Raw genomic sequence first — 20,998 nt, forward strand, 5'->3', positions numbered from 1 at the left:
GCACCGGGCCTGTAACAGTATTTGGCACCAGGGGGCTGCCGGAGGTTTTAATGACATCCGGCGCCGGAAATCCAGCGCCGGATGTCGTCCAGTCGGTCGCGATCAGAAATCCAACGATACGTCCAGGCCGTAGCTGCGCGGCGCACCGAACATGGCAGTGGGCACGATGTAGCTGAAGTGGAAGGTATAGTAGTTTTCGTCGGTCAGGTTCTTACCCCAGAGCGAGAAACGCAGATTGCCGCCGTTGACGGGGATATCCGTCAGACTGAGACGCGCATCCAGCAGTCCGTAGGTATCGATATAGAGACCGCGTTGATACGAGGCCACCATCTTGTGTAGATAGTTGTAGGTCACCGAGGCCGTGGGCGTACCGAAGCTGGTATGCGGCCATTCGTATCCGGCGGTGGCCGACGCCTTGTGCCTGGGCGCCTGATCGTAAACGAATTGACTCTTTACATCATCGCCCACGCTGTTTCGAATGCTGTCGAAATGTGCATCCAGCCAGGCATAGGACAGGGACAGATTGAGTGCCGGGATGGGTCGGGCCGTGATATCGACCTCGGCGCCATTCACCGTCGCTTTGCCGGCATTGAGCATATCCGTGAGGCTGGGGGTCACCGGATCCATCACCGACACCTGCATGTCCTTGCGGTCGGTGGTGAACAGCGCGGCGTTCACCCGCAGCCGGTTGTCCAGCCAGGTGGACTTGAGGCCGAGTTCATAGCTTTCAGCGAATTCCGGCTTGAAGCCCGCGGAAAAGCGTTGCGGAGTGGTCGCAGTCAGGTTGAAACCGCCGGTCTGATAGCCCTTGGTCGCCTTGAGATAGACATTCATGTCATCGGTGAGATCGTAGGCGATGACACCGTTCGGGCTGAATTCGCTGAAGTCGCGATCGCCGAACTCACGTGGAGCCGGTGTCGCTGCGCCCGAGACTGTGGTCGTCACTTGCCGGGTAGCCTTGCGCTCGTCCCAGGAGTAGCGCGCCCCGACCGTCAGGTGCAGACGCTGGGAGAACGCTGCCGGCGTATAGGTGGCCTGGCCGTAGACGGCATAGGCGGTGTTGTCCGCCGAGGTGTCGCGATCGATGTACATATTCGACATCGGTATCTGATTGATATCGTAGCTGGTGGCGCTTTCGTCAAAATAAAACAGGCCGCCGACATACTGCAGGCGCGAGTCCAGGGCTGTACCGATCAGTTGCAGCTCCTGTGAAAACTGCCGCTGATGGGTGTCGATGATGTTGACGAGCACCGGGTCTGGTCCAAGCACCCCAGGGTGGTAGGGCATATAAGTGAAATTGTCGAGTTCGCGATAGCCGGTGATCGATTTCAGCTGCAGCGAATCGTTGATGTCGAAAGTTGCCGTGAGGTTGTGGCCCTGACCGGTGATGTCATTGGGAATCAGATCCTTTACGGACGCCGAGCCTGTCTTGGGCCGGTGCGCTGTCACCGGATAAAGCGGCACCTGTCCCATCCAGACCGGGGTGTCTTCTATCTCGGAGCGATCGAAGCTGTAGCGCAGATCCAGGCGATCGTTCGGCTGCCACAGCAATGCGGCCCGCCAGCCGCGCCGATCCTTGTCGCCGAAACGATCGGCGCCGCTGCCGATATTGTTGATGTAGCCGTCCTCGGTCAGCCGCAGGTACGACAGTTCTGCCGCTGCCGTATCCCCCAGCGGAATATTGAGACGGGTCCGTGAATACTTGCGATCGCGGTTGCCGACCGTGAGATCCTGGCGAAAGTTGAAGCTGCCCAGCTGCGGGGCCTTGGTGATGAAATTGATCGCACCACCGGTCGAGTTACGGCCGTAGAGCGCACCCTGAGGACCACGCAATACTTCGATGCGCTCCAGATCCGCCGTTTCGGCGGATAATCCCTGGAAGCGGGCCATGTAGACACCGTCGACATAGATCGACACCTTCGGATCGTAGGTGATCTGGTCGTTGGCCTGGCCGATGCCGCGCATGATCAGGCGTCCGGTCGAGGCGCTGTTCGGGTGTTCGTTGATGATCAGTCCGGGTACATCGGTTTGCAGATCCGTGACCGCCTTGATACCGCGGTTCTCCAGGGCTTTGGTGGAAAACGCGAGGATGGAGATCGGCGTATCCTGGAGCGATTCTTCGCGCTTCTGGGCCGTGACGATGACTTCTTCAACGCCGGCGCTGGTATGCTGGTTCTGTGCTACGGCAGGTAGTGCGACAACAGTTGTCAGGGCCGCAGCGAGCGTCAGATTCATCAAGGAAGGAGAGGAGTGCATGAATTTATTTCCTTCAGCCTTGCAGGCAGGTTGTGACGTGTTGTGTATTAGCAACGATTAATGTAGCGATCTGTTATTTAATGTCGCAATTAAGCCAAGTCTAGGAAGCGACATTGTTTATTGCATCGTCCGAGCGGACTACGACCGTGAGACCTCGGCGGCGCTACTGTTGCGCCCGCCGCAAGCCGCGGTCGGTCATCCTATGAGCATGAGTCCCACACAGTCTGGAGTCGAGTCTTTTTTTCGCCACATCGAGACGATCTGGACGCTGGATCCCGAGGCGAGAGCCATCGAATTCGGCGGACAGACGTTTACTTGGGGCGAGCTGCGTTCGGCCGTGACGACCATCGACGAGATGCTTGCCGAGGCTGGTATCGGGCCGGCAGCCGCCGTCGGTGTGCTGTTGCGCAACCGCCCCGGCATGCTTGCGGCGCTTCTGGCACTGCTGCTCTCGGATCGTTGCATCGTCAGTCTGAGTCCCTTCCAGCCCGAGGGCGATTTGCAGAAGGAGCTGCGTGAGCTTCGTCCCGATGCCGTGATCGCCGACGCCCAGGATTGGAAGGACGGCACGGTGCGAGCTGCCCGGGAGGCCGGTATCGTCGGCCTGTGCCTGCCCGATGGGAGACTTGGACCGCTGCAGCGGGTGGGGCATCTCGGCCGATCCGAGAGCCGGCGGGGTAGGGAACTTGCCGGTACTGCGCTCGAGATTCTTACCAGCGGTACCACGGGAAAACCCAAGCGTATCCGCATCGGCCGGGCGACGATGGCCGATGCGATCCTGGATGGGACCAGGAGCGGCGGCCAGTCCGCGGCGCCTTCGCTCAAGACGACTCCCAGCGTGATGTTTGCGCCGTTGATGCACGTCAGCGGCATGTTCGGTGCGCTGCTCTCGATCTATGAGGGCCGTCCGATCGTGCTGCTGGAGAAATTCTCGGTCGAACAATGGGTGGCGGCCATCAAGCAGCATCGTGTGCGTTTTTCCAGTCTTCCGCCGACGCCGATGAGCATGGTGCTGGAAGCGGATGTGCCACGCGAGGATCTCGCCAGCCTCATTGCCGTGCGGGCAGGCACTGCGCCGCTGCCGCCGGAGACGCAGCGCCGCTTCGAAGCCACCTATGGCATCCCGGTGCTCGTGCAGTACGGGGCGACCGAGTGGATGGGCGGTCTTGCCGGCTGGACGCTCGAGGATCATCGCAAGCATATTGCCACCAAGCTAGGCAGCGTCGGCCGGGCGCGTGGCGATGTGCGGCTGCGGGTGGTGGACGCCGACAGCGGCCGTGAGCTGCCGGTTGGCGAGATCGGCGTTCTCGAGGTGCTGCCGCGCCAGCGTCTGGGCGCCGATGCGTCATGGACCCGTACCAGCGATCTCGCCTCGCTCGATGCCGATGGATTCCTTTATATCCACGGCCGCGTGGACGACACCATCATTCGCGGCGGCTTCAAGGTCGATACCACCGCCGTTGCCGCCGTGCTGATGCAGCATCCGGGGGTGAAGGATGCTGCCGTGGTCGGTCTTTCCGATGAGCGGCTCGGTCAAATACCCGTGGCGGCCGTCGAGCTGCGTCAGGGAGTGGCGGCGCCAACCGAGGAAGAACTGCGCGCACATGCGCACCAACATCTCAGTCCTTATCAGATTCCCGTTCGTTTCAAACTCGTCGCGGCCTTGCCGCGCACGGTATCGATGAAAATCAGCCGCCCGGATGTGCTGGCGCTATTTGCTTGAGGAATTCCATGGATATTACCTCCTACCCGGGGCTCAGCCTGACGCGCTCCGGACGCATCCTTACGGTGACCCTCGATCGGCCGGAGCAGCTCAACGCCGCCGATGAGGGGATGCACAGCTCGATCGCGCGAGTCTTCAGCGACTGCGCCGACGATCGCGACACCGACGTGGTGATTTTGACCGGAGCAGGCAAGGCGTTCTCCGCGGGCGGGGATTACAACGCGATGCAGCTGTCCATCGACAACCCGGCACGCTTCGATCGGCTGGCGGTGGAGGCCAAGCGCATCGTTTTCTCGATGCTCGACTGTCCCAAGCCCATCATTGCCAAGGTGAATGGACATGCCGTCGGTTTCGGCGCCACGCTGGCACTCTTCAGCGATATCGTGTTTGCCGCGAATCACGCCAAAATCGGCGATCCGCACGTGCTCGTCGGCTACGTGGCCGGAGACGGCGGCGCGGCCATCTGGCCGCAGCTGATCGGCTACGCCAAGGCCAAGGAATTCCTGTTCACCGGTAAACTCCTGACGGCGGTGGAGGCGGAAAAGATCGGCCTGATCAACTATGCGCTTCCGGCCGAGGAACTCGATGGCGCTGTCCAGTCCTTCGCGGAGCGCCTGGCGGCCGGCGCCGCGAAGGCCATCCAATGGACCAAGCTCTCGGTCAATGTCGGTCTGAAGGCGATCGTTCATCCGGTGATGGAGGCCTCGATGGCCTACGAATCGCTGTCGGTACGCACCGAGGATCATCGCGAGGCGGTCGCGGCCCTGCGCGAGAAGCGCTCGCCCGTGTTTCGCGGGTGCTGAAGCCGGGTGGCTCGCTGAGACCGCGGTGAGCACGACGTCCGTAACGCCCATTTGTCTCGATCCGTTCGAGACGGGCGGTTATCCCATCCATTGCCGCACACTCATCGTCGAGGTGTTTCAGGACGAGTCTGTTCAGGGTGAATCCGGCCGCGTGCGTGCATTGGCAACGATTCTCGATCTGCGCAAGCAGGGCTGGCTACCGACGGGAGGCGAACTGCAGACGGCGGGCATCATTCATCACATGTTGCTGGACGTGCTCGTGGATACGGTCAGCGGGCGCATCGAACGCTTCGAGCCGGGCCAGCAGGTGGTTGCCTTCGAGGCAAGCGAACGAACCGCGGGCGACAGTTGCCGCGATCCGATCCATCTGCTGCGCGGCATGGTCGGCGAGACGCTTGCAACCGGCAATACGCGGCGGTTGCGCGAGATTTTCGGCGGACCTCTCGGGTGCAGCCATCTGCTCACGCTTGCGCAACTGGTGGTGTCCTTCCTGCCCGAGGTGATCGAACGCGAAAGGCGGGAGGCAACCGCGCGGCAGCATTGCCGCGAACGGGGCGAGCGTATTGCCAAGCGCATCATCGTCATCGATGGATTCGAATACGGCGACGGAAATCAGGAGGCGGCGATCCAGCTGACGGATGTGCATACACTGCCGTTTGCAGCCATGACCGGGCCGCTGGATCGATTCGGCGCCCAACATGAGGTGCGCGCGATCATCCGGGTCGATGCCGCCGCGATGACGATCAGCGCCTTCGATGCGGCGGAGCGCATGCGGACGCGCACCGATCTCGGCACCGCGGGCTGGCAGAATCGGCACGAGGAACTCAGCTGGCTCGATGGGCACCCGGTGATGCAGGGACTTGCGCCGGCACTGCTGCACCGCTACGCCGCCGATACCTCTCGCGAGCCGTTGCTCGCCGCCCTGATCAACGTCGCTCCAAGTCTGGTACAGAGTCTGTCTGCGCGTGTTACGCGCATGATCGAGCTGGAGGCGCGCAGAGGCGGCCGTCTGAGCCTCGAGAAGGGGGCGGGTATCGGCGGCTTTCCGGATTCCTGCTATATCTGGCGTAGTGGTGGATGTATGACCAAGATGCGCCAGGCGCTTGAGCAGGCGAGCGATTGACGATGAGCACACCGCGCCGTTCACTGCGTGACGCGCTGCGATCCTCGCTACCGGTCTAGATTCACAAGACAGCCGTTCGCGAGGTCAAGATGTCCAGGCCGACCTACTTCGACAAATATGCCACCATCGCCTTCGAGCGGGACGCACAGGGCATCCTGGTGATGCGGCTGCACTCGGACAACGGTCCGGTGGTCTACACGCCGCAGCATCATGCCGATTGGACCGGCGCCTTCTACGACGTCGGTGTCGATCGCGATAATGCCGTCGTCATCATCACCGGCACCGGCGATACTTTTATCGATGACATCGCCTGGGACAAGGACGCCGCCCGTCCGCTCCAATGGGAGGACGTCCATGCCGAGGGCAAGCGTCTGATGCGCAACCTGCTCGATATCGAGGTGCCGGTGATCGGCGCGGTGAATGGCCCGGCCACCATCCACGCCGAGCTGGCGTGTCTGTCCGATATCACGCTGGCGGCCGAGGAGGCCACCTTCCAGGACAAACCGCATATTCCCTTCCACACCGTGCCGGGCGATGGCGTGCACATCGTTTGGCAGGAGCTGCTGGGAACGAATCGCGGCCGCTATTTCCTGCTCACCGGGCAGGTGCTCGATGCGCGCCAGGCGCTTGACTGGGGTGTGGTGAACGAGGTGCTGCCGAGGCAGCGCCTGATGCCGCGTGCCCTGGAACTGGCGCGCCAGCTCGCCGCCTTGCCGCCGCTCACACGGCGCTACGCGCGTACGGCCTTGATCCAGCGTTTAAAGCGTCTGATGGACGAAAATATCGGCTACGGCCTCGCCCTGGAGGGGTTGGCCGCCGTCGAGATGATCGCTGCCCGCAAGGAGATGGCTGCCAAATAAGCCGTTTCTTGTCGACTGCCAGAAGTATCCGGTATGTCGTCCTGTGCGTTCGTGCAAGTCGTGACGTAGGGCTACAGGCGGCGGCCAAGCCCATCATGCCTGACCGTCATGCCTCGATCGAATCGCGTGCCGCCGCGCGGTGTTCTGCGAGGATCTCCCGGGTCACACCGACTCGATCGATTTTGTCGCTAGGCGTGCGCGGCAGCGCTTCAGGACGAAAATAGAACGCTTGCGGCACCTTGTAAGCAGCCAGAAGTTTTTCGGTATGGGCGCGTAGTTCGTCGGCGTCTAGGACGTGGCCGGGCTGGGGAACCACTACGGCTATCGGCACTTCGCCCAAGCGGCTATCAGGAAGACCGATCGCCAGAACTTCCCGCACGCCCGGGTGTTCCACCAGCGCGCGTTCCACCTCGGCACAATAGATGTTTTCACCGCCGCTGATGATCATCAACTTCTTGCGGTCGGTGATGTAAAGATATCCCTGATCGTCGAACCTGCCGATATCCCCGGTGTGCATCCAACCGTGCTTGAACGTCGCCGCCGAGTCGGCCGGCAGTCCGAAATAGCCGCTCATCAACAGAGCGCCGCGGACCACGATCTCGCCTTGGGCGCCGGCGGGTAGATCCCGGCCATCCTCGTCGATCACCTTGACGTCGGCGATCGGCAGTATTTTTCCCACCGACTCGGGTCGCGCGAAAAAATCCTCACCGCTGACGCTGCAGACGGAACCATTGGTTTCCGTCATGCCATAACCGGTAGCGAAAACCACATGCGGCAACACCTTATGAACATCGCGCAGGAGATTGGGCGGAAAGAAGGCACCGCCGGTTCCCACCACGGCCAGGGAGGACAGGTCGTGTTTGTGAAAGTCGGGTGAGCGCAGTAGATCCCAAAGCATCGAGGGCACCGCGGATATGGATTGGACACCCTCGGCGCCGATCAGCCGCAAGGCATCTTCGGGATTCCAGCGATTCAGGATGACCAGCTTGCCGCCGGACGACAAGGCGGCGAGCACGCCATTGTGGCAACCGGAGACATGAAACATGGGCGCAACTATCAGGGATACCGCTTGGCGAGTCGCGAATGCGGTTGCGGCTTCCGGACCTGCCAGCGCCTGAAACTTGGCGAACGACAGCGCGGCGCCGAACGTGGTGCCGCTCAGGCCTGCCAATACGCTGCGCTGGGTGAGCATGACGCCCTTGGCGAAACCCGTCGTTCCGCTGGTGAACATCATCAGTGCGATGTCCGCGCCATCCACGGGTGCGCAACTGAGGCGTCCCGCCGACTCCCATCCGCGGATCAGCTCATCGAAGGAACTGTCCTTTGAGGAACGCAGCTGCTGCGCATCGTCGGTCAGCACGATCCTTGCCAATCGCTGACTGGCGCCATCGGCTGCCTGCAGGCGCTGGGCCCGCTTGGCATCGGCGATGATCAGGCTGCAATCGGTGTCGCCGATCGCACGATCCAGTTCCGTGGGTGCGCCGCGGCTGTTGACCAGGACGGCGACGGCACCCGCTGCGGTGACGGCGAGGAAGGCGATGATCCACTCGGTGGAGTTTTGCATCACGATCGCGACCCGCTGACCCTTGTGTACCCCGAACCGCCGCGTCAAGGCTTGGGCGAGCTGCTGTGCCTTCTTGAAGACTTCCTCGAAGGTGTGATGTTGGTCGTTCTCGACCGTGAATACGCGTTGCGCGAAGCGCTCGGCCTGCCGATAGAGTTCGGGCAGCGTTTGCGGACAGTTCCCAAAGATTCTGCAGGGCGTCCCGTCGATCTCGATGGTCGTCATTTCGAAGGGAGCGCCGGGAGCGGTCAATGCCGCCCTGATCGCGTCGTTGTCGACCTGTTTAGTCATTCGGAAAAGCCTCTCATGGGTCGATGGGATCCGGAACTCGACGATTCTCAAACGACGGACGTCGAAAGAGGGTGGGTCTCGAGATATTCAAGAAGAAAGTCGTTGAATGCCCGCACGCGGCGAGGCAGCTCGCGCGTGCCTGGCCGGATGATGTACACATAGGATGCGAGCGTGTGATACTGGGGCAGGACAATGACCAGGCGGCCTCTCGCCAGGTCCTTGTCGACCAGGAAGGTAGGGATGACACCGATTCCAGCCCCGGCACGGACAGCTTCCCGCACAAAAAAAATATCGTCGCAACATATAGGGCCCTGCGGCCGAAAAGTCGCTGAGCCTCTCTTGCTTTCCAGCCGGATGGAGGGCAGGCCGCGTTGCATGACCCATTTGTGGCCGGCCAGGTCGGCCGCCTGCCGCGGTACGCCGCTGGCCTGGAGATACTCCGGGGAAGCCATAAGTCTGGCGTGGATGGGGCAGGCCGGCCGTGCAATGAGCGATGAATCCTTCATTCGTTCGGGCCCCGCACGCAGGGCGACATCGAAGCCCTCTATTGCGAAGTCCATGGGCTGACTGTTTAGATAGAGATCGCAGTGCACGCGCGGATAGCGCTGGGTGAACTGCGTGACCGCATCGGCGAGGAAGGCGGTACCGAAGTAGTTCGGCGCCGAGATACGCAGTTCGCCGGTCGGCTCGCCGAACTGGTCCGGAGACTCAACGGCTGCTTCCTCCAGAGAAGCGATCAAGGTGGCGACACGCTTGTGAAGCGCAGCGCCTGCCGGGCTGAGCACGACCCGTCGCGTGGTACGGTGCAGAAGCGGCACACCCATGGCCGCTTCGAGTTCCGAGACGCGTCGGCTCACGGACCATTTCGGCAGATTCAGCTTTCTGGCCGCCGCCGAGAAGCTTGCCGCATCCGCCACGGCAACGAACATGCGTAAAGCATTGAAGTCGATTCCTGCTCCTTGAGTTTTCTTGGTATCCATCGCGGCGTTGATTTGAGATATCGCTTGCAGCGCAGAACCCACGAGGAGGGCGCCTGAGGGCATTCTGGAGCACAGGAGCAGCCCAGGCAAGGCGTTCGGATGCGTGGTCGGACTCCGGCTGCCGCGATAAATAGTCTGTTTGGCCGATGAGTCGTCAGCCCGCAGCAACGACAGTGGTATATTTCGACGCCCTGATGCTGGAGGAGTTGCAGATGAGTGGCGAGGAGACGGTTTCCGCAGAAGGCAGGATCACCGCGGAGGATATCGAGCGGGCGCAGGCGCAGATCGGGATACCGCAGTATGAGCGCAACCCGGTATTCAATCGGGTAGCGGGCAGCGACACCATCAGTCACTTTGCCTTCGGGATCGGCGACGACAATCCTCTCTGGCACGATCCGGACTATGGCCGCACGACGCGCTGGCGCGGTCAAATAGCATCGCCGTTGTACGCTACCACCGTCGGCCTGGACGATACGCCTCGCCCGACTCCCGAACTCAAGAAGCTTTTTCGCGGCTTGTTTCGCGGTGTCGGCAAATACTACTCCGGCGCAACCTGGGAATGGTACCGGCCGATCCGCCCTGGCGAGGTGATCTATCGGGAGTACACCACCTCCGATGTACAGGTAAAGGAGAACTCGAGTTTCAGCGGCGGATTGACCGTTATCGACAGTTACCGGTACTTCTATGTGAACGCCAACGGCGAACCGGTGGCGACGCATGAGTTGAGCTTCGTCAACGCCGAACGCCAGGCATCGAAGAAGCAGGGACGCAACAAGGACATCCAGCGGGCACGTTACACGCCCGAAGACATCGAGCGGATCGATGCGCTCTACGCGGCCGAGGAAGTTCGCGGTAGCAACAAGCGCTATTGGGAAGATGTGCAGGTCGGCGATGAACTTGCTCCGGTGGTGAAGGGACCGCTGCGCGTGACCGATGTCGTGGGTTTCCATATCGGCTGGGGATTCGGCCAGATGTATGGAGCCGGGCCGTTGCGCTATGGCTGGAAACAACGGCGGCGAACACCGGCGTTCTACACCACGGATGAGTTCGGCGTGCCGGATATCGTGCAGCGGCTGCACTGGGATCCGGCGCGAGCCCGGGAACTCGGGCTGCCGGCACCCTATGACTATGGCACGATGCGCACCAACTGGCTGGGGCATCTGCTGACGAACTGGATGGGGGATGACGGCTGGCTGGTGCGTCTCAAGACCGAGATGCGCTCCTTCAATTTTGTCGGCGACACCACGATCTGCTCGGGCGTGGTACGGGCCAAGTCCATCGAGGGTCCGCGCCGCCTCGTGGAAATCGAGGTTCGGACGACCAATCAGCGCGGCGAGGTCACAAGTCCGGGTACGGCTACCGTGCTGCTGCCCTCACGCGAAGCGGGGGCCGTCGCTTTGCCCGCACCGCCCGAGGCGCTGATCGCGCGTGGCGCGAACATGATGGCCGAAGCTGCGGATCGCGGCAGGGGTGGCGAGAGCAGCCGTTAGGGCGCAGTGACCGGCCAAGGCGCTCTGCGAGGTTTCCATAAGGCAACATGAAGGCAACATGCTTCCATCTCATAAGGAGCGTACGGCGTGCCGGCAGTGCCGATGCGGCCGAAGGTATCAAGGCGTTCCTGGAAAAGCGCAAGCCTGTTTCCGTGGGGGTCAATCAGGCGCTGGTGCATGTGAAATTTCACATATTCCATTCATGCCTCGCTCAGCCGTCCTGATCGGCTGGAAGCATTGCCGCCGTCAGCTGGACATCAGGGATTGAGACGGCTATTTTAAAGCGTTTACCCATGACGACGCTCAATGCCGGTACGGGGTAAACACGTTGGGCGGGGATCCGCGTGCCGGTACCGGGAAGCGTTCGAACAAACAGCGATCCGCTCCGGTGTCGGCGCATGCCGTACGGTCCTACTACAGTTCATCACTGTCGTGCATCCTGGATGCGGCAGCCACGCGAGCTCGTTCATGAAACGCAGCCGTATGGCTGTGCCTGTGTGTGCTGTTCGGCCTGGTGACTTGAACCCGCAATCCATTGCAAGAGAAATCCCTCCATGTACGACATCATCGAACAGCTCGAGGAGAAACGCGCTGCGGCACGTTTGGGCGGCGGCACCAAGCGTATCGATGCCCAGCATGCCAAGGGCAAACTCACCGCACGCGAGCGTCTGGAGCTGCTGCTGGACCCCGGCACGTTCGAGGAATGGGACATGTTCGTCGAGCATCGCTGTGCGGAGTTCGGCATGGCCGACAACAAGATTCCGGGCGACGGGGTGGTGACCGGCTACGGGATGATCAATGGCCGACTTGCATTCGTCTTCAGCCAGGATTTCACCGTTTTCGGCGGTGCGCTCTCGGAAGCGCACGCGGAGAAGATTTGCAAGGTCATGGATCAGGCCATGAAGGTCGGGGCGCCGGTGATCGGCCTCAACGATTCAGGCGGCGCGCGCATCCAGGAGGGGGTGGCCTCGCTGGGCGGCTATGCGGAGGTCTTCCAGCGCAATGCGCTGGCCTCGGGCGTCATTCCGCAAATCAGCCTGATCATGGGCCCTTGTGCCGGCGGCGCGGTGTATTCCCCGGCGATGACCGACTTCATTTTCATGGTGAAGGACTCGAGCTACATGTTCGTGACCGGGCCGGAAGTGGTGAAGACGGTGACGCACGAGGAGGTCACCTCCGAGGAGTTGGGCGGCGCCGGTACTCACAGCACCCGAAGCGGCGTTGCGGATCTGGCATTCGAGAACGACGTCGAAGCGATCCTCATGCTGAGGCGTTTTTTCAACTACCTGCCGCTCAACAACCGGGATAAACCTTCGGTGCGTCCGGGCAGCGATCAGCGCGACCGGGTGGACATGAGTCTGGATACGCTCATGCCCGATAATCCGAACAAGCCCTACGATATGAAGGAGCTGATCCTGAAAGTCGTCGATGACGGCGACTTCTTCGAGTTGCAGCCCACCTTTGCTGCGAACATCGTCATCGGCTTCGCGCGCATGGAGGGTGCGACGGTGGGCGTGGTGGCGAACAATCCGATGGTGCTGGCCGGCTGCCTGGACATCAAGAGCAGCATCAAGGCGGCACGCTTCGTGCGTTTCTGCGATGCCTTCAATATTCCGGTGATCACCTTCGTCGATGTGCCCGGCTTCCTGCCGGGTACCGCTCAGGAATACGGCGGCATCATCAAGCACGGCGCCAAACTGCTCTACGCCTATGCCGAGTGCACGGTGCCGAAGGTCACGGTCATTACGCGCAAAGCCTATGGCGGGGCGTATGATGTGATGAGCTCCAAGCATCTGCGCGGTGACGTCAACTTCGCCTGGCCGAGCGCCGAGATCGCAGTGATGGGCGCCAAGGGAGCGGTCGAGATCATTTTCCGCGATTATAAGGGCGATCCGGCCAAACTGGCCGCCCGCGAAGCCGAGTACAAGGCACGCTTTGCCAATCCCTTTGTCGCCGGCGCGCGCGGCTACATCGACGATGTGATCCAGCCGCATGAGACGCGCAAGCGCATCTGCCGCAGCCTTGCGATGCTCAAGGACAAGAAACTCGAGAACCCCTGGCGCAAGCACGGAAACATTCCACTCTGACAGGGGTACGGAGAAGACTCGATGTTCAAGAAGATTCTTATCGCCAATCGGGGCGAGATCGCCTGCCGCGTCATCAAAACGGCGCGCCGCATGGGCATACGGACCGTGGCTGTTTATTCCGAGGCCGACGCCGACGCGCTGCATGTGTCGCTCGCCGACGAAGCCGTTCTGCTCGGCCCGCCGCCGAGCCGCGAGAGCTATCTCGCGGCCGACAAGATCATTGCAGCATGCAGGGCGACCGGCGCTGAGGCGGTACACCCGGGCTACGGCTTTTTGTCCGAGAACGAGGGCTTTGCCAGGCAGGTCGAGGCCGAGGGTATCGTCTTCATCGGACCCAAGCACGCGAGCATCGCGGCGATGGGCGATAAGATCGCCTCCAAGAAGCTGGCTCAACAGGCCGGCGTCAACACCATTCCCGGTTGGAACGACGCGATCGAGTCCGCCGAGGCGGCAGTGAGCATCGCTGGCAAGATCGGCTATCCGGTGATGATCAAAGCCAGCGCCGGCGGCGGCGGCAAGGGCCTGCGCGTCGCCTGGAACGATGCGGAAGCCTTCGACGGTTTTACCTCCTGCCGTAACGAGGCCAGGGTGAGCTTCGGTGATGAGCGGGTCTTCATCGAGAAGTTCGTCGAGCAGCCGCGCCACATCGAGATCCAGGTGCTGGGCGATGCGCACGGCAATGTGGTCTACCTCAACGAGCGCGAGTGTTCGATCCAGCGCCGGCACCAGAAAGTCATCGAGGAGGCGCCGTCGCCTTTCATCAGCGAGCAGACCCGCAAGGCAATGGGCGAGCAGGCGGTGGCGCTGGCCAGGGCAGTCGCATATCAGAGCGCCGGGACGGTCGAGTTCGTGGTCGGCAAGGACCAGGGTTTTTATTTCCTGGAGATGAACACACGGCTGCAGGTCGAGCATCCGGTCACCGAGTGCATTACCGGCATCGATCTTGTGGAGCAGATGATCCGCATCGCCGCGGGCGAGAAGCTGGCATTCACGCAAGCCGGCATTCCGCGCCGCGGCTGGGCGATAGAGTGTCGCATCAACGCCGAGGATCCTTTTCGTAATTTTCTGCCCAGCACCGGACGGCTCGCCCGGTATCTGCCGCCGGCGACCACGATGGAAGCCGCGGCGCCGGTGCCCGAAGGCGGCGGTGTGCGCGTCGATACCGGTGTCTATGAAGGCGGCGAGATCCCGATGTATTACGACTCGATGATCGCCAAGCTCATCGTCCATGGGTCCGACCGCGATGAGGCGATACAGCGCATGCGCGAGGCCTTGAACGGCTTCGTGATTCGCGGCGTCGCCAGCAATATCGCCTTTCAGGCCGCGCTGCTGGCGCATCCGCGGTTCATTGCCGGTGACTTCGATACCGGATTTGTAGCGCAGCACTACGGCGGCGGTTTCAAGGCCGAGGATGTGGCGCACGATGACCCTGACTTCCTGGTCGCACTGGCTGCGGCCACCTATCGCCGCTACCGCGAGCGCGCGACGCGTATCAACGGTCAGTTGCCCGGCTACGAGATGCGTATCGGCGAGGATTTCGTGGTCGCCATCAAGCACGAGGGCGGCGCGCATGAGGATGTGCCGGTGCGCGTGCGCGTCGAGGGCGCGACCCTGGTCGAGGTGCGCGGCAAGACTTATGCGATCACGCAGGAGTGGAATTTCGGCAGCATTCGCACCAGCGGCAGCTGCAACGGCCGGCCATTCACCGCACAGATCGAGCGCAACGGCCTGTGGTCCCATGTCACGCACAACGGCTGCCGCATCGAAGTGCTGGTGATGTCGGCGCGCGCCAGCGAACTGTTGCGCGTCATGCCCTTCAAGACACCGCCGGATATGAGCGGTTTTCTGCTCAGCCCGATGCCGGGTCTGCTGGTGGAAGTCGCGGTTGAGCCGGGCCAGACGGTACGGGCCGGAGAGCGCCTGGCGGTGGTCGAGGCGATGAAGATGGAGAATGTTCTCGTTGCCGGCCGTGACGGCAGGATCAAGGAGATCCTGGCCAGCGAGGGCGCCAGTCTGACCGTGGATCAACCCATCCTGAGTTTCGAGTGACGGCTGGCTCGCGACTTCCGACATCCCCACGACCGGTCACACGGCGCTATGCCAACTACGTGCTGGCGCTGCTGTCGCTGGTATACGTGTTCAGCTTCATCGATCGCCAGATCCTGGCGATGCTCATCGAGCCGATCAAACAAGAGTTCGGTGTCTCGGACACCGAGATGGGGTTCCTCACCGGCATTGCCTTCGTGCTTTTCTACACGCTGGCCGGTATTCCCATTGCGCGCTGGGCCGATCGGGCGTCCCGCAAGTTCATCATTGCTGCATCGCTCACGATCTGGAGTGCAATGACGGCCGCTTCAGGCCTGGCACGCAGCTTCGCCGAGCTGGCGATCACCCGCGTAATGGTCGGCATCGGCGAGGCAGGCTGCAATCCTTCCGCGCATTCCCTGATCTCCGACTATTTCCCGCCGCAGAAGCGTGCCACGGCGCTGTCGGTGTACGCCTGCGGGGTGTATCTGGGCTCGGCGCTGGCCTTCCTGGCCGGCGGCTGGCTGGTGACTCGTTATGACTGGCGCACAGCCTTTTATCTCGTGGGGCTACCGGGCGTCGCACTCGCCGCCATCGTGGCGCTCACCGTGCGGGAACTCCCGCGCGGCGCTTCCGAGCAGCGCACCGTCGAGGAGGCCGCACACGTGCCGCTGCGCGAGGTGCTGCGGTTCTTGCTGCGCCAACGCGCTTTCGTGCTCATCGCGGCCGGTTCATCGATCCAGTCGCTGTCGGGCTATGGAGTGATCACCTGGGGACCGACCTTCCTGGTACGCGTGCATGACCTGTCCCTGACCGAGATCGGCATGAGCATGGGCTGGATCGTCGGCGTGGCAGGATGCGGTGGTGCGCTCACCGGCGGGTGGCTCGCCGATCGCATGGGCCGGCGCGATGTGCGCTGGTACATGCGGCTGCCGGCGCTGCAGTCGGTGATCGCGATTCCCTTTCTGGTCGGATTCGCGCTGCTGTCGCAGCCGGCCGCTTCACTTGTGTGCTTCATCCCTTTCTATGCACTCGGTGCGATGTATGTGGGGCCCATGTTCAGCATGGTCCAGGGACTGGTCGAACTGCGCATGCGCGCGACCGCCGCGGCGATCCTGATGTTTCTTGTCAATATGATCGGCCTTGGATTGGGGCCCTTGCTGGTTGGATTTTTGAACGATCATGTCTTCGGCCCGCTGCATGGAAGTGGAGCCATCCGCTATTCCATGCTGGTGGTTGGCGTACTCGGCGGATTTGCCAGCGTGCTCTTCTGGCTGGCATCGCTGCGGCTGGGCAATGAACTCACGGACGGCCCTGCTTCGCTTCTGCCGGCAGGCACGGCGGTACCTGATGATCATTGCAACGAGCCGCGTGAAGTTCGTGGCACGTTGCACTAGCCAATCGGCAGGATGACATTCGAATTCCGTACAGGAACGGGTGCTACATCGTATCGCTTATATCGCTGTGCGATCAGGCGTCGTACTTTATCAATGCCGCCTCAAGTGAGGTTATTACATATTCAAACGTCTTTTATTCTAGGTGAAGAAAAATACTATCGGGGCGAATCACTGGTTAGTGTGTATAACCTGCCAGTGACTAAGGCTCGGGTACGAGGAGAGGCGAGTTTTGTCCAAGGGGAGGCTGCCTGAGGATCGGCTGGGATGGCGCGCTCTAGTGCGCCGTGTGGGGTGGGCAACCCGTAGGCCAGGACAAGCCGAAGATCTACTGCACTCGGCATTTTTACGCCTCGAGGAGTACCGCTCGCGTCATACAGTTGAGAATCCAGCGGCCTTTCTGGTGCGGGTGGCGGTCAATATGGCCATTGATGAGCGTCGGCACGAGCGGATACGCGCCGAGACTCCTGAATCGATTCACGATTTGGTCGATCTTTCAGACGACCAACCGCTCCAAGATGAGGTTTTGGCCGCTCGAGAACGTCTGGAAAGAGTGAAGGACGGACTTGCAGAGCTGAGTCCGCGCACCCGTGAGATTTTTCTGATGCATCGGATCGAAGGGCTGAAATACCGAGAGATTGCCGCACAGCTTGGTATTACTGTCAGCGCAGTTGAGAAGCACGTTGCCCGAGCCGCACTATTCCTGATCGAATGGATCGAGGGTTGGTGAGGTGAGCAACATACAATCGAGAAGAATTTCTCCGGCTGTTAAAGCCGAGGCAGCTGTATGGTTCGCACGTCTACGCTCTGAAGAGCGCAGGCGCGAGGACGAGGTAAGCTTTCGTGCATGGCTATCGGAAGATGTTCGTCACCGGGAAGCCTTCGAACTCGTCACGATGGCGTGGGATACAGCCGGTGAACTGGTTGTTCCTATACGGCTCTATCGGCACTCACAACGACTACAACTGATGAGTCGGCGTGCGTTGACGTTGGGTGGCGCGGTGGCCTTAGCATCGTTCGCTGGCGTCGGACTATGGCGAATAGTAGCTGCTGATGCGTATGCTACGGGGGTCGGTGAACAACGCCGTATAGCTCTCGACGACGGCTCTTATGTAATTCTCGATACGAACACCCGCATCCGCGTGGCATTCACCAAGACACGCCGGGATATCGAACTGATAGAAGGTCGGGCCTACTTTGAAGTTGCAACTGATCCGCTGCGACCGTTCCTTGTGCGCGCAGGAGATAGACAAGTTATCGCCATCGGCACGGCCTTTGACGTTGCTTTTGAGGAAAGTCGATTGGCCGTAGTGCTCGTGGAAGGCCGTGTGGCGGTGCAACCTATTACGCTGTCACCGCAGCCGGTGACCCGAGTGTTGTCACCTGGTGAACGAATCGTTTTTGATCGCGCTCGTGAGATCATTAAGGATCAACCCGATCTTGCGCAGGTGACTGCGTGGCAGAGCGGCCGTGTAGTCTTCGACGATCAGACGCTTGCTGAAGCAGTGACTGAGATGAATCGCTACAGTCGGCGGCCTATTGTGATTGCCGATGAACAGCTGGCGGCCTTCCGTATCAGTGGCGTCTACAGCACTGGGGATCCCGAGTCCTTCGCCCGCTCCGTGTCCATCCTGCTGCCGGCGCAAGTGGAACTCACGCCAATGCAGATCGTGCTTCGTGCTGCTGAGGAAAGTTAGTCTTGACTCGTCATCTTTATTATGAAGGGTCATTCGGGTGCGATAATTAAAAAGAGGGTGGTTCATGAAAATCGACCGTATGATGTCGCGCTACATGTCGGTTACAGTGGGGATCGCTCTTGTGGTGCTTTTGGCTGGGAGTCCAGCTAGGGCGCAACAGCCGCTGACAGCTGTCAATATTCCAGCCAAACCGGTCGCTCTGGCGCTGACCGAACTCGCACAGGAAACGGGCGTCAACGTGCTGTTCTCGCCGGAAGCAGTACGCGGTTTGCAATCCGTCTCCGTCAACGCAAAAGTGCCACCCGATACGGCCGCACGACTGTTATTGGCCGGCACTCGGCTTGATGTTTTACAGGATCAGACTGGTACGCTCATTGTCCGTGGTCGTGCGGCAGTTCGTAGCGAACCGGCTTTGATGATGGCTACGGTAGTATCGGAAGGGGCGAATGCAGATTCGGTTGTCCTGCCCGCTCCGCGGTCCTGGCAGCTCGCTAATAATGATGAGCAGCAAGTGGTCGAGCACATCCATAACACAGGTGATCGTACGCAAGAAGATAACTCGACCACATCGGTACGAGCTGGTCTGGAAGAAGTAATCGTGACTGCGCAGAGGCGAGAAGAACGCTTACAAGATGTACCGATTGCTGTCACCGCGCTCTCCAGAGCAGAGATCGAAACACGCGGTATTAGTAATGTAATTGATCTGAAGTCGATCGCGCCGAATCTTCTCGTGAGTTTGATGCCGAATAGTAACGTTGTTTCTCAGGTCTCGCTACGCGGTGGGGTAACTATCAACGGTGGATTGTACTGGGAGCCGAGCACTGGAATGTATCTCGATGGAGTGTATCTCGGCAAGGCGGTGGGATCCGTCTTTGACGTGGTAGATCTGGAACGTATTGAGGTGCTTCGAGGTCCCCAGGGTACTCTCTACGGGCGTAATACTATGGCAGGAGCCGTAAATTTCGTCACACGTAAACCATCGGGTATATTCGGTGGCTCCGCAAGCGTAGAGTTTGGTAACTACGGCGGGCATGTCGAGAAGCTATCGCTTGATTTGCCGCGTTGGGGTATCGCACGCCTGTCGCTTGCTGCACGCAAGGAGGATCGTGATGGATTGGTAAAGCTCACCGATGGAGGGGAGCTCGACAGTCGCAATAAACTCGGCGCGCGCGCGGCTCTTGGCCTTGATTTTAGTGATAACTTTATAGTCGACTATCGCTTCGACTACACGAAAATCGATCAGGCACCGCCACATAATCAGCTCTACTATGTCACTCCCCAAGGGCCATTATTCACTGCTGCCGCTGCCTATGCCTCTCGGGATCGTCTCAGCACGGTGAGTACCAATTGGCCAAGTTATGAACAACTGGACCTCCACGGACACGCCCTCACCCTCACCTGGGACGTAAACGAGCGCAACCAACTAAAGTCTATTTCTGCTCGGCGCACTCTTCGAAATGATGACTCGGTAGATCTCGATGGCGTTCCGATCACCATTTCTACAGCCAAACGGATTTCGAACTTGGAGCAAAAATCTCAGGAACTTCAGTGGGTGGGACGCACGGAGAGACTCGATTACGTAATGGGCCTTTATTACTATGAAGACGACGGTCAAACGATCAATCCACATGAATTCTTTTTTGGCAGTGACAACTCGCAATATGGCTTTGGTGTTGAAGCAAAGTCGGCCTATGGTCAGATCGATTGGCGTGTAACGGACGCCTTAACGCTTACTGCTGGCCTCCGCCGCACAAAAGAGGACAAGACGACGTGGCGATTCAAGTCGGCAACACCAGTGTCACTCGGCCCCATCCCTTGGGTTAGCGCTGAAGCGTCATTTGCAGCAACGACACCACTAGCAACTATTGCCTATAAAGTTAATGATCGCTTGAATATTTATGCGAAATATTCAGAAGGCTTCAAGAGCGGTGGGTTCCAGGGTGAGGCAGGCAGTGCAGACGAAGCAGTGATTCCCTATGATCCTGAGGATCAGAAAACCTTCGAAGTTGGCGCCAAGTTTACCTCCGAGAATGGACGGTTGCAGTTGAATATGGCGGTGTTCCACAACAATATCGAGAATATGCACGTTAATCGCTTTACCGGAATTCCCGGCGTATCGGTGATCCGGAATGCAGGTCAGGCTACCACCAAGGGCTTCGAACTCGAAGGTATGTGGGTACCGAGCGAGGCACTACGTTTGCAAGTAAGCTATGGCTATCTTAAAGGCGAGTATGACGAGTTTATGGAGGCGGCAGCTCCAGGGCAACCGATCACTAACGTTGCGTATAACCGCTCCTTTCCACATGCGCCTGAGCACACTTTTAACGTAAACGTGAACGCGCGTTTGGCACAGACTGTCTGGGGAGAGTTGCGCGGTTCTGCAGATTATGGCTACACAGCTTCCTTTTACGCTTATCCGTATCAGATCGTGACCGTCGATCCATCGAGAGCAACAGCCGGTAATACGAAGGTGGATAGCTGTGGACTACTCAATCTACGTCTCGTACTTGCCGATATTCCTTTAGGTGGATCCGGGCAGGCGGAAGTAGCGCTATGGATACGTAATGCAGCGGATGAGGACCAGCCCGTAAACTTCATTGACTTTGGGCCTGGTTTCTTCGCTGACTATACGCTGGCGTACTATCCAGAGCCGCGTACTTACGGCGCAACCTTCACTTATCGTTGGTAAGGAACGCTGGCTGATA

At 60.3% G+C, this 20,998-nt stretch carries 14 protein-coding genes; 11 read left to right on the plus strand and 3 right to left on the minus strand.

Features of this window, described 5'->3' with window-relative positions; genetic code table 11:
- Window positions 1–102 precede the first annotated feature (102 nt).
- Window positions 103–2,256: a TonB-dependent receptor gene (locus ACG33_RS03620; protein ID WP_210399163.1), complete on the minus strand. Its 2,154-nt coding sequence runs from the start codon at window positions 2,254–2,256 to the stop codon at window positions 103–105.
- Between the two features lie 202 nt (window positions 2,257–2,458).
- Between ACG33_RS03620 and ACG33_RS03625 the strand changes: the two genes are divergently transcribed.
- The 4 genes from ACG33_RS03625 (at window position 2,459) to ACG33_RS03640 (ending at window position 6,765) form a co-directional block, all read left to right on the plus strand.
- Window positions 2,459–3,979, plus strand: coding sequence for a class I adenylate-forming enzyme family protein (locus ACG33_RS03625; protein ID WP_066918772.1), 1,521 nt, complete (start codon window positions 2,459–2,461; stop codon window positions 3,977–3,979).
- Window positions 3,980–3,987: 8 nt separating this feature from the next.
- Window positions 3,988–4,782 (plus strand): enoyl-CoA hydratase/isomerase family protein, encoded by a 795-nt coding sequence (locus ACG33_RS03630; RefSeq protein ID WP_066918774.1) that lies wholly within the window; start codon window positions 3,988–3,990, stop codon window positions 4,780–4,782.
- Window positions 4,783–4,807: 25 nt separating this feature from the next.
- Window positions 4,808–5,905 (plus strand): DUF2889 domain-containing protein, encoded by a 1,098-nt coding sequence (locus tag ACG33_RS03635; RefSeq protein WP_066918777.1) that lies wholly within the window; start codon window positions 4,808–4,810, stop codon window positions 5,903–5,905.
- An 89-nt stretch (window positions 5,906–5,994) separates the two neighbouring features.
- Entirely contained in the window at window positions 5,995–6,765 is a 771-nt protein-coding gene (locus tag ACG33_RS03640) for an enoyl-CoA hydratase/isomerase family protein (RefSeq protein WP_066918779.1), read from the plus strand.
- A 106-nt stretch (window positions 6,766–6,871) separates the two neighbouring features.
- On the opposite strand, the gene ACG33_RS03645 is transcribed toward ACG33_RS03640, so the two are convergent.
- The gene (locus ACG33_RS03645; RefSeq protein WP_066918781.1) at window positions 6,872–8,620 is read right to left on the minus strand and encodes a class I adenylate-forming enzyme family protein; all 1,749 of its coding nucleotides are present in this window, start codon (window positions 8,618–8,620) and stop codon (window positions 6,872–6,874) included.
- A 47-nt stretch (window positions 8,621–8,667) separates the two neighbouring features.
- Window positions 8,668–9,600 carry a LysR family transcriptional regulator gene (locus ACG33_RS03650; protein ID WP_066918783.1) on the minus strand — a complete coding sequence of 311 codons (933 nt, stop codon included), beginning with the start codon at window positions 9,598–9,600 and terminating at the stop codon, window positions 8,668–8,670.
- Window positions 9,601–9,746: 146 nt separating this feature from the next.
- Here ACG33_RS03650 and ACG33_RS03655 point away from each other — a divergent pair, with 146 nt between their 5' ends.
- The 7 genes from ACG33_RS03655 to ACG33_RS03685 all read left to right on the plus strand — a co-directional run bounded on the left by ACG33_RS03655 (window position 9,747) and on the right by ACG33_RS03685 (window position 20,982).
- On the plus strand, window positions 9,747–11,090 hold the full coding sequence (locus ACG33_RS03655) for an FAS1-like dehydratase domain-containing protein (protein ID WP_210399164.1): 1,344 nt from the start codon (window positions 9,747–9,749) through the stop codon (window positions 11,088–11,090).
- Between the two features lie 554 nt (window positions 11,091–11,644).
- The gene (locus tag ACG33_RS03660) at window positions 11,645–13,177 is read left to right on the plus strand and encodes an acyl-CoA carboxylase subunit beta (protein ID WP_066918785.1); all 1,533 of its coding nucleotides are present in this window, start codon (window positions 11,645–11,647) and stop codon (window positions 13,175–13,177) included.
- Window positions 13,178–13,198: 21 nt separating this feature from the next.
- Complete coding sequence (gene accC, locus ACG33_RS03665; RefSeq protein WP_066918787.1) at window positions 13,199–15,226, plus strand: acetyl-CoA carboxylase biotin carboxylase subunit; 2,028 nt, start codon at window positions 13,199–13,201, stop codon at window positions 15,224–15,226.
- Window positions 15,223–16,599 (plus strand): spinster family MFS transporter, encoded by a 1,377-nt coding sequence (locus ACG33_RS03670; RefSeq protein WP_083536415.1) that lies wholly within the window; start codon window positions 15,223–15,225, stop codon window positions 16,597–16,599. Before accC ends, ACG33_RS03670 begins: the two co-directional genes overlap by 4 nt.
- Window positions 16,600–16,885: 286 nt before the next feature.
- A complete protein-coding gene (locus ACG33_RS03675; RefSeq protein ID WP_210399165.1) occupies window positions 16,886–17,326 on the plus strand; it encodes an RNA polymerase sigma factor in 441 nt (146 codons plus the stop codon).
- 1 nt (window position 17,327) lies between these two features.
- A complete protein-coding gene (locus tag ACG33_RS15595) occupies window positions 17,328–18,293 on the plus strand; it encodes a FecR family protein (protein WP_083536416.1) in 966 nt (321 codons plus the stop codon).
- Between the two features lie 64 nt (window positions 18,294–18,357).
- Window positions 18,358–20,982 carry a TonB-dependent receptor domain-containing protein gene (locus tag ACG33_RS03685; RefSeq protein WP_066918796.1) on the plus strand — a complete coding sequence of 875 codons (2,625 nt, stop codon included), beginning with the start codon at window positions 18,358–18,360 and terminating at the stop codon, window positions 20,980–20,982.
- Window positions 20,983–20,998: the final 16 nt, after the last annotated feature.

It is taken from the genome of Steroidobacter denitrificans (assembly GCF_001579945.1).
In the GTDB taxonomy this organism is placed as follows: Bacteria; Pseudomonadota; Gammaproteobacteria; order Steroidobacterales; family Steroidobacteraceae; genus Steroidobacter; species Steroidobacter denitrificans.